The 17,697-nt window shown below is 33.0% G+C and carries 16 protein-coding genes; 10 read left to right on the forward strand and 6 right to left on the reverse strand.

Annotation, left to right across the window (positions count from 1 at the left end):
- Positions 1 to 8 precede the first annotated feature (8 nt).
- A complete protein-coding gene (locus ER639_RS07210) occupies positions 9 to 2,036 on the forward strand; it encodes a cation:proton antiporter (RefSeq protein WP_129065108.1) in 2,028 nt (675 codons plus the stop codon).
- A gap of 40 nt (positions 2,037 to 2,076) precedes the next feature.
- Here the strand turns inward: ER639_RS07210 and pflA are convergent, their stop codons facing one another.
- Positions 2,077 to 2,829, reverse strand: coding sequence for a pyruvate formate-lyase-activating protein (gene pflA, locus ER639_RS07215; RefSeq protein ID WP_129065109.1), 753 nt, complete (start codon positions 2,827 to 2,829; stop codon positions 2,077 to 2,079).
- A gap of 94 nt (positions 2,830 to 2,923) precedes the next feature.
- Positions 2,924 to 5,173, reverse strand: a complete 2,250-nt coding sequence (gene pflB, locus ER639_RS07220; protein WP_129065110.1) for a formate C-acetyltransferase — start codon at positions 5,171 to 5,173, stop codon at positions 2,924 to 2,926.
- A 246-nt stretch (positions 5,174 to 5,419) separates the two neighbouring features.
- Here pflB and ER639_RS07225 point away from each other — a divergent pair, with 246 nt between their 5' ends.
- Positions 5,420 to 5,896: a GNAT family N-acetyltransferase gene (locus ER639_RS07225; RefSeq protein ID WP_164993388.1), complete on the forward strand. Its 477-nt coding sequence runs from the start codon at positions 5,420 to 5,422 to the stop codon at positions 5,894 to 5,896.
- Positions 5,889 to 6,836: a magnesium/cobalt transporter CorA gene (gene corA, locus ER639_RS07230; protein ID WP_129065112.1), complete on the forward strand. Its 948-nt coding sequence runs from the start codon at positions 5,889 to 5,891 to the stop codon at positions 6,834 to 6,836. The genes ER639_RS07225 and corA overlap by 8 nt, the downstream gene beginning before the upstream one ends.
- Here the strand turns inward: corA and ER639_RS07235 are convergent.
- Positions 6,833 to 7,339, reverse strand: a complete 507-nt coding sequence (locus ER639_RS07235; protein WP_129065113.1) for a cupin domain-containing protein — start codon at positions 7,337 to 7,339, stop codon at positions 6,833 to 6,835. The genes corA and ER639_RS07235 overlap by 4 nt on opposite strands.
- A gap of 121 nt (positions 7,340 to 7,460) precedes the next feature.
- Between ER639_RS07235 and ER639_RS07240 the strand changes: the two genes are divergently transcribed.
- From ER639_RS07240 to ER639_RS07270, 7 genes are all read left to right on the forward strand, one after another.
- The gene (locus ER639_RS07240; protein ID WP_129065114.1) at positions 7,461 to 8,360 is read left to right on the forward strand and encodes a DUF5068 domain-containing protein; all 900 of its coding nucleotides are present in this window, start codon (positions 7,461 to 7,463) and stop codon (positions 8,358 to 8,360) included.
- Positions 8,361 to 8,390: 30 nt separating this feature from the next.
- Positions 8,391 to 9,929 (forward strand): DNA-binding protein, encoded by a 1,539-nt coding sequence (locus ER639_RS07245; protein ID WP_129065115.1) that lies wholly within the window; start codon positions 8,391 to 8,393, stop codon positions 9,927 to 9,929.
- Positions 9,930 to 11,612, forward strand: a complete 1,683-nt coding sequence (locus tag ER639_RS07250; RefSeq protein WP_129065116.1) for an immune inhibitor A domain-containing protein — start codon at positions 9,930 to 9,932, stop codon at positions 11,610 to 11,612.
- Positions 11,613 to 11,834: 222 nt separating this feature from the next.
- Positions 11,835 to 14,240, forward strand: coding sequence for an immune inhibitor A domain-containing protein (locus ER639_RS07255; RefSeq protein ID WP_129065117.1), 2,406 nt, complete (start codon positions 11,835 to 11,837; stop codon positions 14,238 to 14,240).
- 213 nt (positions 14,241 to 14,453) lie between these two features.
- Complete coding sequence (locus ER639_RS07260; protein WP_129065118.1) at positions 14,454 to 14,990, forward strand: GNAT family N-acetyltransferase; 537 nt, start codon at positions 14,454 to 14,456, stop codon at positions 14,988 to 14,990.
- The gene (locus ER639_RS07265) at positions 14,987 to 15,463 is read left to right on the forward strand and encodes a 2-thiouracil desulfurase family protein (protein WP_129065119.1); all 477 of its coding nucleotides are present in this window, start codon (positions 14,987 to 14,989) and stop codon (positions 15,461 to 15,463) included. The genes ER639_RS07260 and ER639_RS07265 overlap by 4 nt, the downstream gene beginning before the upstream one ends.
- 16 nt (positions 15,464 to 15,479) lie before the next feature.
- Positions 15,480 to 15,944 carry a GNAT family N-acetyltransferase gene (locus ER639_RS07270; RefSeq protein WP_129065120.1) on the forward strand — a complete coding sequence of 155 codons (465 nt, stop codon included), beginning with the start codon at positions 15,480 to 15,482 and terminating at the stop codon, positions 15,942 to 15,944.
- A gap of 4 nt (positions 15,945 to 15,948) precedes the next feature.
- Here ER639_RS07270 and ER639_RS07275 read toward each other — a convergent pair whose 3' ends face one another.
- The 3 genes from ER639_RS07275 to ER639_RS07285 all read right to left on the reverse strand — a co-directional run bounded on the left by ER639_RS07275 (position 15,949) and on the right by ER639_RS07285 (position 17,632).
- Positions 15,949 to 16,410, reverse strand: coding sequence for a DUF188 domain-containing protein (locus tag ER639_RS07275; protein ID WP_129065121.1), 462 nt, complete (start codon positions 16,408 to 16,410; stop codon positions 15,949 to 15,951).
- A complete protein-coding gene (locus ER639_RS07280) occupies positions 16,400 to 17,068 on the reverse strand; it encodes a cell envelope integrity TolA family protein (RefSeq protein ID WP_129065122.1) in 669 nt (222 codons plus the stop codon). The genes ER639_RS07275 and ER639_RS07280 overlap by 11 nt, the downstream gene beginning before the upstream one ends.
- 144 nt (positions 17,069 to 17,212) lie before the next feature.
- On the reverse strand, positions 17,213 to 17,632 hold the full coding sequence (locus ER639_RS07285) for a MarR family winged helix-turn-helix transcriptional regulator (RefSeq protein WP_129065123.1): 420 nt from the start codon (positions 17,630 to 17,632) through the stop codon (positions 17,213 to 17,215).
- Between the last annotated feature and the right edge of the window lie 65 nt (positions 17,633 to 17,697).

A 17,697-nucleotide genomic window follows, 5' to 3' on the forward strand; every position in this document is an offset into this window, starting at 1 on the left:
GGTTATTTATGGAAAATTTTATTGTAATGATTAGTTTAATAGTTGCGGTTATTATTTCAACTATCATACAAAGCTATTTGCCAAAAGTCCCATTAGCATTTATTCAAATCGGGTTAGGGTTGATGATATTTTTAACCCCAATACCTATCAAACTAGAGTTTGAACCAGAACTCTTTTTAATTGGGATTATTGCACCGCTGTTATTTTTGGAAGGTAACCATGTTTCAAGAATTACTTTGATAAAGTACTTGAAGCCCATCATATTAATGGCGATGGGGCTTGTATTTATTACGGTTATCGGTCTTGGCTACTTCTCACATGCTTTGATACCTGTGGTACCACTCGCAGCCTGTTTTGCACTTGCAGCAATTATTTGTCCTACAGATGCGGTTGCAGTCGGTGCGATTGCCAAAGGGAAGAAGTTACCTAAAGGTTTGATGACCATTTTAGAAGGTGAAAGCTTACTTAACGATGCTGCAGGTATTTTATGTTTTAATATTGCAGTCTTGGCATTAACAACAGGTGAGTTTAGTGCAGGCAATGCTGTTTTAAAATTTCTTGAAACGAGTATCGGTGGTGTACTTGTCGGTATCATTATTGGTGTTTTATTTGTTCAAATGCGTATTCGATTGATTCGTGCCGGATTTGAAAACGATTATATTTATATATTAATACAGTTGCTGACACCGTTTGTAATTTTTATGATTGCTGAAAGTTTTCATTTTTCGGGTGTTATTTCAGCGGTAATGGGCGGTATTATCCATGGTATGGAACGAGATCGTATGAGCCAAGCTACGACAAGACTTCAACTAGGTTATGATAATACTTGGGGCTTATTATCGACAGTTTTAAATGGATTAGTATTCGTTATTTTAGGCTACTTAATTCCAGACGTATCGATTCAAATTTTCCAAGCAGATAAAGGCTTTATGATGTTACTCTTTTACACAATCATTATTGCTTTAATCCTATACATCATTCGTTTTTCATGGGTTTATTTGTTATATGATATCTTTTATATTCCTGAAAGTAGGTTTGAGCGTATTTTAAACCGTGAAAAAGGGATTGTAGAAATTCGCCCATCACGTTTTAAATATGCACTTGTTGCATCGGTTTGTGGGATTCATGGTACGATTTCAATGGCCATTGCATTGACGCTTCCACACATGATACATAATCAAACCTTTGATGCGCGTGATGAACTATTATTTATTTCAGCAGGTATTATTGTAATCAGTTTAGTCGTCGCTCAACTGGTATTGCCATTTATAACTGAGTCTGAAGAAGAAAAAGAAAAATCATTAATGTCATATAAAGAAGCACGCATTAAAGTAAAAGAATTTGGCTTAAAGTATATTAATGAAAACACGACAACTGAAAATAATTTGGTTGCAGGGAACTTGTCACATCAATATTCGATGCAGATTAGTTTCATTAAAAATTTAGATTACAGAAAACAAAATACGAAAGAAATGGATCGATTACAAGCTATAGCGATGAGTTGTGAAATGGAAACACTAGATGATTTGGTTAGTCGCAATGAAATTACGGATACACAGTTTAATAACTACGTCCAATATACAGAAAGAACGAGAACTTTCCACAGTGTGAGTAGTTTTAGAAAAATGTTATTTATTATAAAAATGAATCGAAGAAGACGAAAAATTTTGCAACAAGTGAATGCATCAAGCTCGTTATCAATTAGAAACAACTTAAAGGAATTAGAAAATATAGCACGCATCGTTCATTATAATGTTGTGAATCGATTGTCTAAGGAAATGACGAGAGAAAACAGTTTAGAAGTGGCATTAATTTCAGATGGTTATTTAAGTAGGATTGATCAATTGAAACGTAATATTCAATCTGAGTCCATTGATGATGAAGAAACAATTTTAGCACTGGATGTTTTAGGTGCTGAGAAGAATTTAGTATATAAGCTTGTGACAAATAATAAAATTAGTACAAGTGTCGCTGTAGAATTAAGACAATCATTAAATTACGATGAAATGTTATTGTTAAATGGATATGATCATTAAAAAAGCATTGAAACATCCTAGGATGTTTCAATGCTTTTAATTATGATAATGGTGTTTTTCCTTTAAAGTTTACATAGCGATACGCTTGTTCAACTTCCTCATCAGTAGGGGGTTCCACATCTGTTAATTGATATGGTACACCTAATGCTTGCCACTTATGTACACCTAATTGGTGATAAGGTAATAATTCGAACTTTTCAACATTATCTAGTGAATTGATGAATTCACCCAATTTTTCTAAGCTTTCTTTGTCATCTGTTAATCCAGGAACAAGAACGTGTCTGATCCAAACAGGTTGCTTTCTTTCTGATAACATTTTAGCAAACTTTAAAATGTGTGTATTTGGCTTTCCTGTTAGTTTTAAATGTTTGTCATTATCAATATGTTTAATATCTAACAAGAATAAATCAGTATATTTTTGAAGTTCATCAAAATGATGCATAAACGCATGTGTATCATTGACACAACCAGCAGAAGTATCAATACAAGTATGAATATCATTTTCTTTTAATAACCTAAATAATTCTTCTAAGAATGGCAATTGTAGTAATGGTTCGCCACCACTTACTGTAACGCCACCACCAGATGATGCGAAGTAAGGTTTAAATGGTAAAATTTCTTCTAGCATTTCTTGTGCAGTTACTTCTCTTGATGGTTCACCAATTTCCCACGTATCCGGGTTATGGCAATATAAGCATCTTAAAAGACAACCTTGTGTAAAAATAATAAATCTTAATCCTGGGCCATCGACTGTACCAAGACTTTCAACAGAGTGGATATGTCCTTTAATCATAATTTCACCTAATTTCATTTAAAAAATAATACCAAGGTGCATGCACCTTGGTATTTAATTATAACTTATTTATACTTTTATGACTTGATTTTAATTACATTTTTTCGTGGAATGTTCTGTTAATAACATCTAATTGTTGTTCGCGAGTTAATTTGATGAAGTTAACAGCATAACCAGATACACGGATTGTTAATTGTGGATATTGTTCTGGATGTTCCATTGCATCAAGTAAAGTTTCACGGTTAAATACGTTGATGTTTAAGTGATGACCTGCTTGAGTTGCATAGCCATCTAAAATACCTACTAAGTTACGTTCTTGAGCTTCTGCTTCTTTACCTAATGATTTAGGTACGATTGAGAATGTATTTGAAATTCCATCTTTACAGCAGTCATATGGTAATTTAGCTACTGATGATAATGATGCAAGCGCACCTTTAGTGTCGCGTCCGTGCATTGGGTTTGCACCAGGTGCAAATGGTTCACCAGCTTTACGTCCATCAGGTGTGTTACCTGTTTTCTTACCGTATACTACGTTTGAAGTGATTGTTAATACACTCATTGTATGTTCAGAATCACGGTAAGTTTTATGTTTACGTAATTTAGTCATAAATGATTCTACTAATTCAACAGCGATATCATCTACACGTGGATCGTTGTTACCGTATTTAGGGAATTCGCCTTCAGTTTCAAAATCCACTACTAAACCTTCTTCGTTACGAACAGGTTTAACTGTAGCATATTTGATTGCTGATAATGAGTCAGCAGCTACTGATAAACCAGCGATACCTGTTGCCATTGTACGGATGATTTCAGTGTCATGTAATGCCATTTCGATTCTTTCATAGCTGTATTTATCATGCATGTAGTGAATGACATTTAATGAGTTGATGTAAACACCAGCTAACCAATCCATCATTGTATCTAATTGTTTGTAAACAGTGTCATAATCTAATACTTCGTCAGTGATTGGTGCGAAGTTTGGTCCAACTTGTGCACCTGATTTTTCATCTTTACCACCGTTGATAGCATATAATAATGTTTTTGCTAAGTTTGCACGAGCGCCGAAGAATTGCATTTGTTTACCAATTTTCATTGCACTTACACAACATGCGATACCGTAGTCGTCTCCATAGCTTTCACGCATTAAATCATCGTTTTCATATTGCACTGAGCTTGTTTTAATACTCATTTTTGCACAGTATGTTTTGAAGTTTTCAGGTAACATTGTAGACCATAAAACTGTTAAGTTTGGCTCTGGAGCTGGTCCTAAGTTATCTAATGAATGTAAGAAACGGAATGAGTTTTTAGTTACTAATGGTTTACCATTAATACCAACACCACCGATTGATTCAGTTACCCAAGTTGGATCACCTGAGAATAATTCATTGTAATCTGGTGTACGAGCAAATTTAACTAAACGTAATTTCATGATGAAGTGGTCAATGATTTCTTGAACTTCGATTTCAGTGATTGTACCTGCTTTTAAGTCACGTTCAGCATAAATATCTAAGAATGTAGATACACGACCTAAACTCATTGCAGCACCGTTTTGTTCTTTAATTGCTGCTAAGTAAGCTAAGTAAGTCCATTGAACTGCTTCTTTAAAGTTTTCAGCTGGACGGCTTAAATCGAATCCGTAAATGTTTCCTAATTCTTTTAATTCATTTAATGCTCTGTATTGTTCAGAAACTTCTTCACGTAAGCGAATAACGTCTTCTGACATTGTTGTTGAAATGTTATGGAAGTCTTTTAATTTTTGTTCCATTAAGAAATCTACACCGTATAAAGCAACACGACGATAGTCACCGATAATACGTCCACGACCGTAAGCATCTGGAAGACCAGTGATAACCCCAGCTTTACGACAAGCTAACATTTCTTTTGAGTAAGCATCGAATACACCTTGGTTATGTGTTTTTCTGTAATCAGTAAAGATGCGTTCTGTTTCTTTATCTAACTCATAACCATAAGATTCACAAGCAGCTTTTGCCATACGGATACCACCGAATGGTTGCATAGAACGTTTGAATGGTTTTTCAGTTTGAACACCAACGATTGTTTCTTTATCTTTGTCTAAATAGCCTGCAGCGTGAGAAGTGATTGTTGATACAACTTTTGTATCCATATCCCACATACCGCCACGTTCACGTTCTTCTTTAGATAATTGCATTACTTGATCCCATAATGCTTTTGTGTTTTCTGTAGCTGGTGCTAAGAATTCGTCGTTACCTTCGTATAATGTATAGTTTAATTGGATAAATTCACGAACGTCCACACGACGATTCCATTTTCCTGTTTTAAATCCTGCCCAAGCATTCGTTTTTTTAGTTTCTTCTTTAAACATAATTTTTCCCTCCAAGGAATTTTTATTGTTCATTATTTCACAATCTTATTATATCAAATGTACAGAAAAGCGTATTCTTTTTTTAAAAAATAAAGTGTCAAAATTAAAAATGTAGTATTATCAAGCATTTTACTGTAATAGTACAGGCGTAAAAATGCGCGATATTTATATAACAGTTTCATTGTAACAGTAATTGACTTCCTTATTCAAACAATCCTATGTAAAATGAGTAAGGGAGTGAAAACGATGGAGCTTCAGTATTTATATAAAAATAATGATAAAGTCATTAAGCAAATCGCACATATCCACGAGCATATCCCTTATCAGTATGATCAAAATTATGAAACGAATGCTTTAGAAATTGCACTTAGAATTGAAAGTATGAAATTATTATTAGCATACAACGATGAGATTTTCTATGTTACGGATGGCGATGATAATGAACATGCACCAAGGATTATTGCATATATTTGGTATACGATTGATTGTAATAAAAATGAGACATTCATTTATATTAAATCGACGTATGTTCATCCAGATTATCGTCAACAAGGATATGCAACCCTGTTAAAAGACAGCGTTAAAAATGTTGCAATACAAAAAGGGATTAATAGAATAGAAAGTAAAGTGCATAAAAATAATATAAGCATGCGACAATTAAATTTAAAATTAGGGTATAAAATAAAAGATAACATTATGTACTTAGAGGTGCCTCATGATTAGAACAATGTATATAGATGAAGAAAATAAAATTCATCAATGCCATACTCCACACGAGATGGAAATTCATCCTAAATTATTATGGGTGGATATGTCAGAACCAACACTAGATGAAAATTTATTATTAAGTCAGTATTTTCAATTTCATCCTTTATCGATCGAAGATGCGACAAGTGTGAGACAAAGACCAAAATTTAAAGAGTATGAAGATTATTTATTTTTCGTCTTTCACGCTATTGACTTAACGACAATGAAACCAGAAGAAATAGATGTGTTTATAAACGATAATATGATCGTGACGTATCATAAAGAGAATTCTGAAGAGGTTGATAAAGTTTGGGGACAAATTCCTTATTCAAAAGCCGCTGAAAAGTTAACGACAAAAGATATCATGTATCGTATTTTAGATGGGATTGTCGATAATTATTTTCCGTTCGTATATGATCTTGAAGATAAAGTGTTCTCGTTTGAAGATCGTCATTCGGTGAACATTTCTACTGAAGAGTTGATAGAAGAAACCTTTGATTTAAGAGAGGATTTACTATTAATCCGAAGAACGGTATTACCGATGAAAGAATTGGTTTATCGTTTGTTAGAAGGTAAGTTATTTATTATCAGTAAGAAGCAACGATTGTATTTGCATCATATTAATGACCATTTAATCAAACAGGCAGAAATGATTGAGTCTTCAAGAGAGATGACTTCTGATATAAGAGACAACTATATTTCATTAAACTCATTTAAAATGAATAATATTATGAAAATCTTAACGATTTATTCTGTCATATTTATGCCATTGACATTAATAGTAGGGATTTACGGAATGAACTTTGATTTCATGCCTGAGTTACATATGAAATATGGTTATCTTGCAGTATGGATTGTGATGATTGGCATCACAGTCGGTATGATTTATTATTTCAAATTAAAAAGGTGGTTTTAACCACCTTGAACGGTATTACAATGATATAAGTTATGCCATTCTTTAAACATCGGACCTTGTGTATTGTACACAGGGTCTGTTTTTGGTAACGGCACACTGTTGATTTCTGAATTCACTTTGCTGAGATCATTAATAGACGTTTCTATTTTTACGTCCACTTGTTCAGGATAACTTAAAGCAACTTTAAAATCTTTAGTCGATTCTAGTAAACGGTGCCCATAACCTGCAGGTAACAATAAAACTTGTCCTTGAGTTATTTTTTGTTTTTGACCGGATTCACCACCAATCATTAATGTAGCCTCGCCGCTTAAAACACCGATGGCTTCATGGGTATTTGGGTGATAATGATGATAATCAAAAACAGAACTCTCGAACAATATTTTCCATCCTGCTTGTTTAAATTGTGATTTCACATCAACAGTTTCTTTATAAACGATAGCTGGTAATATCATATGATTCGGTGTTGATTTTGATACGGGTGCGTGTATGATTGAATATTGCATAACATCCCTCCTTCCTTCATTTTATATAAATCTGAATATGGATGCATCCAATGTGTTTTTAGCAAACAAATGTGGTGGAATATGTTAAACTGTTACTAAGTATAATTAAGGTGGGATAACATTGAAAAAAGTATTCATTTCAATGGCAACAGCAAGTTTATTGCTTACAGCATGTGGCTCTGATGAACAAGATGCGAAATTAACAAAAGAAATTGACGCATTAAAAAAAGAAAAAGCGCAACTTGATAAAGATTATGATGCATTGAAAAAAGAAAATAAAAAAATAAAAGAAGATTTAGATAAAAAGAAATCTGACCTTGATGATGAGAATAAAAAACGTCAAAAAGCATTAGAAAAAGAAGTTGAAAAAGAGCAAAAAGAGAAACTTGAAAAAGAAAAAGCATTAAAAAAACAAAAAGAAGATGAAGAAAAAGAACGTTTGAAAGATAAAAAGGCAAAAGAAAAGGACATTTTAGAAGCAACAAAGCAAAAAGAAATGCCAAATACCATTGCTTCATCAACTAACGGAGAAACATCACTTGTATACACGAAAAATGATGTACCTATTTCATTAAATGATGCAGGTATGAAAGTTGAGATTGATAAGTTACAAATTTTTAAAGTAACGAAGATGCCTAAAGGACAAGTATTATTGTTTGATGGTGCGACAACTGGTTATGTCGTTTTATATCAAGTAAGAACAGAAAACACAACGAATGAAACGTTATATTACAACAACAACACAAAATTTACAGCGGGTAACCATTCGGTATTTTCAGATTTTGCTTCTTTTATTAAACCAGAGATGCACGAATCAGAAATGAAGACAACGAAAAATAATTACAATGCATATGCACCAAAAGAAAGTACTATCAGCTATAAATCTATCGCGATTAGCGAAGCGGATTATAAGTTATTAAAGAATAAAAAAGCTTCACTTGTTATACAAGGCGGCATTTCTAAATCAAAAACATTTGATAACCAATCACAAACAACATCAAAACCATTTACATTTGATTAAGTATAGTGATCAAATTGAAAGGACATACTATTGAAACGATTATTAATATTAGGACTAAGCAGTTTACTATTAGCCAGTTGCGCGCCACAAGTTTCTAAACTTGCCTCAGAACCGAATGCCGAGGCGGATGTTTTATTTGACGCGAGCCACGGAGAAACAGCCGGGGAAGCGGATTGGGTCATCGATGGCGGATTTTCTAGTTTTGCAGATATGATTCAAAAGATTGATTTAAAGGTTACATCAACAAAGTATGAAGATGAGATTACGTATGACAAACTCAAAAACTATAAAGTATTTGTCATGCCAGAACCGAATATACCTATGAAATCTAGTGAACAAGAGGCGTTGGTGAAATACGTAAAAGCTGGTGGCAGTGTGATGATGATTAGTGACCATTACAATGCAGACCGAAATTTAAATCGATTTGACGCTTCTGAAGTATTTAACGGATATCGTCGAGGCGCATTTGATGACATCACAAAAGGGATGAAGCAAGACGAAAAGGCTTCATCTCGAATGCAAGGTGTTACATCAAGCGACTTTTTAAATGACAACTTTGGTGTGAGATTCAGATACAATGCATTGAATAATGTTAAAATTCAAACGAACCAAAGTGATAATGCGTTTGGCCTTTTAGATGGTGTTAAACAAGTCAATATGCATGCGGGTGCAACAATAGCTATTACCAACCCAGATATTGCAAAAGGTATTATATATCCAGGTAAATTATCACAAAAAGATAAATGGCCTCATGCTGTAGATCAAGGCGTTTATAGCCAAGGTGGAACAGATGAAGGCGCTTTTGTTGCAATCAGTAAAGTAGGCAAAGGGAAAGCAGTTTTCATTGGTGATTCATCTATGATTGAAGATGATACACCTAAATATAAACGTGAAGATAATGGACAAACCAAAAACACTTACGATGGATTTAATGAAGCCAATCATAAACAATTATTAAATAATTTAATGAAGTGGTTAAGTAAGCAAGAAGATTATACGTCATTTAAAGGTAAAGTAAGCTTAAGTGAAAAAACATCATTACTTTCAATGGAATCACCACAAAACTCAACTGAACCGAAACATGAGCCATGGGGAACACCATCAAGTCATTATAAATGGTATGATCAAGCGACGTTTGCTAGCGGTAGTTTCGGTAAAGGATCTAAAATACCGAATGCGACGAGTACAAAGCAATCCAATAACATAAATAGCAACACTAAAGGTAATAGTAACAATCAAAGTAGCAGTAATCATAATAGTAATAATTCTGGTACTCATCAAGATTTAGACGTTCAAATAAATCTAAATCATCCATACATAAAGATTGATGTATTATCTCAAAAAGCATTAGATGATATACATGTTGAAATATTTAGTAATGGGCAACAAGTAGGCTTATTTGATGGTAATCCACCAGGACCATCTAGAAGTTACGATATGAGAAAAAATGGCGATACATACAAAGTGTATTTCAACGGTAAAATTGCAAGAGAAGCTGATCAAACCATAACTGTAGTTGTAAAATCTGGTGATAATATTTTAGAAGAAAAAGAAATGCAGGTGAATTAATTGAAAAGAAAATTGAAATTTATAATCCCGTTAACAGCGGTGTTAATATCAACTTCAGCAGTGGCGCATGCTGAAGACAATGTTGTATTAGACAATCAAGATAAAATAAAAACGCAAGAAAGTGTCGTTACCAAGTCTTTAGTAGCACCGAAAAAATCAAGTGTACCTGACTTTAAAAAGCGTATCTATAGAGGGAAAGTACATAAAGAAAAAGTCCTAGTTGTACTAATGGATTTTAGTAACAGTAAAAATTCAACATTAGCACCGTCTCAAACTAAAAATTATCATAAAAAATACGATAAAGCCTATTACCAAAATTTATTCTTTGGAAAAAATTCAATCGGTCCAGATGGAAAGAAATATCATTCTCTAAAAACGTATTATCAACAAGTGTCTGGAAACAGTTTAAGTCTTTCTGGGCAAGTTGCTGGATGGTATCGTGCCAAATATCCATTAGAATATTATGGTCATCATAATGATCAAAAGGTGACAACATTAATTAAAGAAGCGGCAAATAAAGTAGCGAAAGATAAATCAATCAATATGAACCAATATGATCAATATGACTACTATGATTTAGATGACGATGGTAATATCTTTGAACCAGATGGCATCATTGATAAATTGGTCGTTGTTTTTAGTGGAGTTGGTGAAAGTGAAGGTGGCGGTCAGTTTGGCAATAACTCAATTTGGGAACACGTGAGTGAAGTTGAGTTTGATAAGAATGGACAACCACAAACAATACCTAACACTAAAAGTAAATACTCTAAATTTTATAAAAATCGTTTAGCTGTAGCTGAATATGGTGTATTAGCAGAGGACAGCTCAATCGGTACATTTAGTCATGAATTTGGTCATATGTTAGGCTTAATTGACGAATATGATACTGCACCGAGTGCTAATAATCACGCCGGTGAACCGGTAAGATACTGGAGCTTAATGAGTTATGGTGCAGATACCGGAGCGATTGTTGGAACGAGACCCGCTGGATTATCCCCATTTGCGAAAAGTGATTTACAACAAATATATGGTGGGAATTGGCTATTAGGAACAGAATTGAGTTATAAAAATATCACATCTAAGAAAAAATACTATTTGATTGATCAAGCAAGTATTAAAGGTGTGAATAACGATGTCGTGAAAATTAATTTACCTCAAAGTAAAATTAAAACAAAAACAGGTACAATTAAACGTGCAAATCGTTATTACTTATTAGAATGGCGTTCACATAATGGTGTTGATAAAGGATTGTCACAAATAAGAGATCCATTTGGTTTAAATCAATACGGTAAAGGATTACTCATTTGGTATGTGGATGAATCTTATAGTGATAACTCGAATTTAGTGAAGCACCCTGGTAAAAGTTTAGTAGGTGTTGTGGACAGTACACCTAAACCTCATATTGCAAGTAATGACTTAATACCAATGACAGATACACAAATTTTTGATGCACCATTTAATACAAAATCATATGGCAATTATAATAATGATCCAAACTTCATGTTCAAAAAGTCAAATACTAAACCTGTTTCATTATTTAATGACAAAAACTATAGTCAAAAAATCATTAATACATTTGATATTCAAGATGCATCAAGAGTGTTACCACAGCTTGGCATCAAAATAAAAGTAGAAGACCAAAATGCCGATGGTACAGTAGGTAAAATTAGTGTTTATAAATAATTTACACAGATTCAAAAGCTATTAGCTGAGGATAGAGTGAGACACATGTCTCACTCTTTTTTTATAAATTTTATTCATTTTATATGCATTTTCTGTAAAAGTATTCATTTTTGTCATACAAGTGTAATGTCAGAAAATTAAAAATCTTATTTACAAATATTTCGGGATACGACATAATTGTACTATATTCAAAATATTCTAATAATTAATGGAGGACGGGTTATGACATTTAATCGTAAAAACAAAAAGGTGATTTCATCATTTCTTGCATTATCTCTAGGTATTTCTTCATTAGGTTTAACAAGTGGTGCAGCATATGCGGAAGAAGGACTAAAGTCAGCCAGCAGTTCAAGTTATTACAAAGGTTCAAACTTTGATTATTCAATTGCAAATGAAGAACGCATTATTAAAATGTTGAAAAAAGAAGGATTATTAGCGAAAAATGCATCTGATAAAGAAGCACAAAAAGCTGTGAAATCTTTCTTAAAGAAAAAGCAAGAAGCTGAAAGTGTTAAAACAAAAAATAAAGGTAAATTTGACAAGAAATATAAAAAAGTAAATGAAAAGAATGCAAACGGCAAAAAAAATAAATACTTAAAAGGTAAAGGAAAGAAAAAAGGGCATTCAAAAAATTTACCATCTGTACAAAAAGAAGCATACACAGGTGAAAAACGTACAGATAAAATCCTTTTGTTAGCGATTGATTTCCCGGATTATAAACATTCTACTATTAAAAAAGAAGATTCAGATATGTTCTATGAAGATTATCCAATGAGTCATTATCAAGATATGGTATTTGGTCAAAATGGTTATAAAGGACCAAATGGCGAAAACTTAATCAGTATGAAACAATACTACCAAAATCAATCAGGTGGTAGTTATGATATTGAAGGACAAGTGCATGGATGGTATACAGCTAAACATGAAGCAGCATATTATGGCGGGAACTATCCAGATGCCAACGGTAGCGATGCAAAACCAAAAGAATTGGTTAAAGAAGCATTAGAACAAGCGGCAAAAGATCCAAACATTAATTTAAGTGAATATGACAAATGGGACCGATATGATTTAGATGGAGATGGTGTATTAAATGAGCCTGATGGTCTTGTTGATCATGTTATGATCATTCATGCTTCTCCTGGTGAAGAAGCTGGCGGTGGTCAATTAGGAACAGATGCGATTTGGTCACACCGTTGGAGTTTAGATATGGATAGTAACGGGGAACCGTATACAATTCCTGGTTCAAAATCTAAAGTTGATAACTTTGGTGGAAAATTAGGTGTTATTGATTATACGATTCAACCTGAAGACGGTGCTGCTGGTGTATTCAGCCATGAATATGGACATGATTTAGGATTACCAGATGAGTACGATACAATTTATTCAGGTAAAGGTGAACCCGTTTCAAGTTGGTCTATTATGTCGAGTGGTAGCTGGGCTGGTAAGATTCCAGGAACAGAGCCAAGTGGATTTGATGCTTATATGAAAGAGCAATTACAAGGATTACACGGTGGGAACTGGCAGACAGGTTCAGAAATTGACATTAAAGATGTGACAAGTACACCTCAAGAATTTTTATTAGATGAAGCGTCGACAAAAGGTACAAATAACGATGTTGTTAAAGTGAATTTACCTGACAAGGTAACGGATGTTGTTAAGCCTGTAGAAGGTAGTAAAGTATATCACAGTGATGCCGGAGATGATTTAGAAACTTCAATGAAGACAACAGTTGATTTAACTGGTAAAAAGGCTGCAGAACTAACATTTAAAGCATGGTACGATATTGAAAAAGGATATGATTATGCATACGTTCAAGCATCTACTGATGGGGAAAAATGGACGAATTTAGAAGGTAATATCACAAACAATGATGATCCAGAAGGTGCTGGTGCGAATATGGGTAACGGTATTGATGGAAAATCAGATGGTTTTGTCGATGCGAAATTTAACTTAGATCAATTCGCAGGAAAAAAAGTACAATTACGTTTCTTATACAAAACAGATGCAGGATACACTGCACCAGGTCTATATATTGATGATTTAAAAGTAACTGCTGATGGTACTGTCATTGCAAAAGATGGCGCTGAAGGTGATGGCATTTTTGAATTAAATGGCTTTAAAGTTTCTGATGGTAAAAAGTATAGTAAAAACTATTACTTATTAGAATGGAGAAGTCATAATGGTGTTGACCAAGGATTAGCACATTTAAATAAAAATAGCTCAATCATGAGTTATAACCAAGGTTTAACTACAATTTATGTAGATGAAAGCTATAGTGATAACCATGTTGGGAAACATCCAGGATACGGTTATGTTGGATTTGTTGACGCAGATCAAAATGCATTGAAATGGCAAGGAGATACACCAGACTTTGCTTCAACACAATATCAAATTCGCGATGCTGCGTTTAGTTTAACAGACCAAGATCCTTTAAAAGTAACTTTAAACGATGGTTCAGTATTAACGGATAATAGCTTAAAAGGCAATCCATTATTTGACGATAGCCAAGACTACTCAAACCCATCTCAACCTCATGCAGGTAAAATCTTACCTAAATTAGGATTGAAAGTGAAAGTAGTTGGTGAATCAAAAGATAAATCAACAGGTAAAATTATTATCTATAAATAAAATTGTAAAGGGGATTAGACATTCATTGTCTTATCCCTTTTCTAATTTGTGGTAAAAGTGGCGCAAAGTTAGATGTGTTCGCACAAAGAATTCCAGGTTATAGAAAATATGGCACGAAGTAAGCTTTATTCCCATTTGGTTGATAAACGCTTTTGACCAAGTCTATTTATTTTTTGTTATAATAGTATTAAACCATTTTTCAAGGAGTCAAGGATGATTTACATTGAAACAGATCGTTTAATATTAAGAGATTATAAAGATAGTGATCTACCTATTTATCAAGAAATGAATAAAAATTTTAATGTGAGAAGATATTTTCCTGATGTGTTAAGTGATGAAAGAAGTCAACTTGCATTTGAACATACGAGAGATATTTTACAACGTGATGGCATTGGCTTATTTGCAGTTGAAGAAAAGAGTAGTGGTGCATTTATTGGTTTTGTTGGTTTACAATATTTAGTGCCATATACCAAGTTTGACTTGGATATTATGCCTTGCTATGAGGTTGGTTGGCGTCTTCATGAACCATTTTGGCATCAAGGTTATGCGACTGAAGCGGCTGCTGCAGTTCTTGAGTATGCAAAAGAAAAAGGGATAAATCGTATTTATAGTTTTACCGCGAAAATAAATTTACCGAGTATTCGTGTGATGGAAAAAATTCAACTAAAATATATTAAAGATTTTATGCATCCATTAGTCGATGAGGCATCTTTGAAGCTACATGTACTTTATGGAGGCGAATTGCAATGATATTGATTAGTAGTTGCTTAATAGGTGAGCCAGTGAGGTACGATGGGCAACACCAATTAAAGGGAAATTTAAAAACACTTCTAGAAAAAGGTGTAGCAATTCATGCATGCCCAGAGTTATTAGGAGGGTTACCAATTCCACGTCCTCCTGCAGAAATAATTGGTGGCGATGGTTTTGATGTACTAAAAGGTCATGCAAAAGTGATGACGCAACATGGTGAAGATGTTACGCCTATGTATATAGAAGGTGCTAAACGTACTTTGGCACTTATTGAAAAAAATGATATCCATGCAGTGATTTTAAAAGCAAATAGTCCGAGTTGTGGTAGTGGAGAAATATACAATGGCCATTTTGATGGGGTGAAAGTTAGTGGGGATGGCGTAACGAGTGCATTATTGAAACAAAATGGTATACAAGTATATGATGAGCTCAATGTACCTGACACATTATGGTCTAATTGTGATATGATATAGAAATTGGAGTGAGCATATGTTAAATATAAAACCTGTACATAATGGCAATGAAGTTGCATTATCACATTATGAATTACCTATTAAACAAATGATTTTTTCTGGACATCCAAGATATATCATCACACGTAAAAAAGAAAATTATTATCCTTATGTTATCGAATTAGACAACGAAGTTATCGGTGTATTTGCATTGGAAGTCGGTGGAATTTTAACCCAATTCCAATTTGATCCTAAAGGCATTTACTTAAGAGGATTATCAATCAGTTATCACCATCAACAAAAAGGTTATTTTAAAGACATTATCCAATTGATTGAACAAGAAATACAAAAAAGATTTAATGACAAAGAAAATTTATATTTGACTGTCAACGTAAGAAATAATGCTTATTTTGCATTCATTAAGTCTGGATTTATTGATGAGAAAAGAACAATCAAACAAGGTATAAGTCACTTAAAAGTAATGAAAAAGCACTTATCATAAAATTTTAAGATAAGTGCTTTTTTAATATGCGTTTAAAGTTTTCACGATCATGGTGTGTGAATTTTTTTGGACCACGAACGCGTTTTTTTGCTTTTCTTAATTGTAGGTGGTCATGTCTTGTTTGTAACAATAAATCAATGGTATCAATACTATAAAAAGTACCATTATGATGTAATACTTCTACGGATTTATTTAATAATAAACTTGCTAAACCATAATCACCTGTAATGACCAAATCATGTTCTTTTGTCATTGCAGTGATTTTATAATCTGCGCTGTCATGTCCAGTGTCGACGTAGTATGTTGCGACGAACTCCGGATAATCAGCATTAGTATAATGTGCGTAATCTTTAATTAATACCAACTTGATTTGTTGTTGTGTTTCTAAAAATAAATCTTGGATGACTTCAATGGTTTCTTCAATGACAGGAGAACTGTCCGCATCGATAAATATTTTATTGACCAAGATGCTGTTTCATTTCTTGACGATGTTTTTCAAATAACGGTGCATTCGGTATAATGACCGTTGCATTTGATTCTTGAGGTTCACGTCTAAATAAACCAAAACGTTTTTTTGATTGTTTCTTTTGTTGTTTTAATTCGATTTTACGTTGTTTTTCATTTTCTTTTTGACGTAATTTATCATCTTTTAAACTTGCTTGCATAGCTTTTATAAGACGCTCTTGTCTATCTTTAATCTTCTTTTGTTCAATATTTTGACGTTCTTCTTGTGTTGCTTTTAAATTTTTATTTAACGTTTCGATTAATTTTTGTTCTTTCTTTGCACGTTTTTCTTGTGCCTTTTCAAAATGTTTATGTTGATTCATTTGTTGATTGTATTTCACGCGTTTTTGAATTTTTTGATTGTTATTTGTAACAAAATTTTTAGTAGAAGTAGCAGCCGCTTTAATGTGTTGTGCTGTTTCAACTGTTTTATCTTTTGCTTCAATTGTTTTCACTTTTGTTTTATAAGCTAAATCTTTTGAATGATCATATGTTTTTAAAGTAAAAGCTTTTGCACGCTGAACTTCTTCATGATCTTTAATACGTTTTCTTTCATTAATTAAAGGCACTAATATTAATGCTGCCACGTTGATTGCTGATTTTACTTTTGTTTTATCCATAAGGCACCTCTTTCATCTATAAATAATTTCGTATTTTATTAAATAATATCACTCACAAGTCTTCATTATAAGGATTGATTATATTGTATCTTATATTGATAATATTTACCCTAAAAAAAGAAACAATAAACAGATGTTTATTGTTTAGTAAGTCATATTTGTTGTGATTTTATTTGCTAAATACATTAATCGATTATAATCTTCTGTGCTAAGTTTAGAGCAATGGTAGACGATTTCTGGTACGCCACATAATTCATTAATTATTTTTTCACCCTTTTTAGAGAGTCTTACTTGAACGACACGCTCATCTTCTGGCTTTCTTTCACGAATTACCAAATCATGTTGTTCCATTTTCTTTAAGATTGGTGTAATGGTACCTGATTGGAATGCCAGTTTTTCACCTAAAGTTAAGACGGGTAATGTACCAAATTCGAACAATACCATTAATACTAAGTAGTGTTGATAGCTGATATCGTAATCTTTTAAAAATTCTTGATTATATTTTTTTATCATTTCCCTTTGCAATAAGTACAATTGGAAATCTACAGTTTTTTCTTTAGTCATATGGACTCCTTTGTATATACAAAACAAATTTATTTAATATTAATACTACCATTACTTGGTTGTTA

The organism is Macrococcus sp. DPC7161, assembly GCF_004117835.1.
Taxonomy (GTDB): domain Bacteria; phylum Bacillota; class Bacilli; order Staphylococcales; family Staphylococcaceae; genus SDSC01.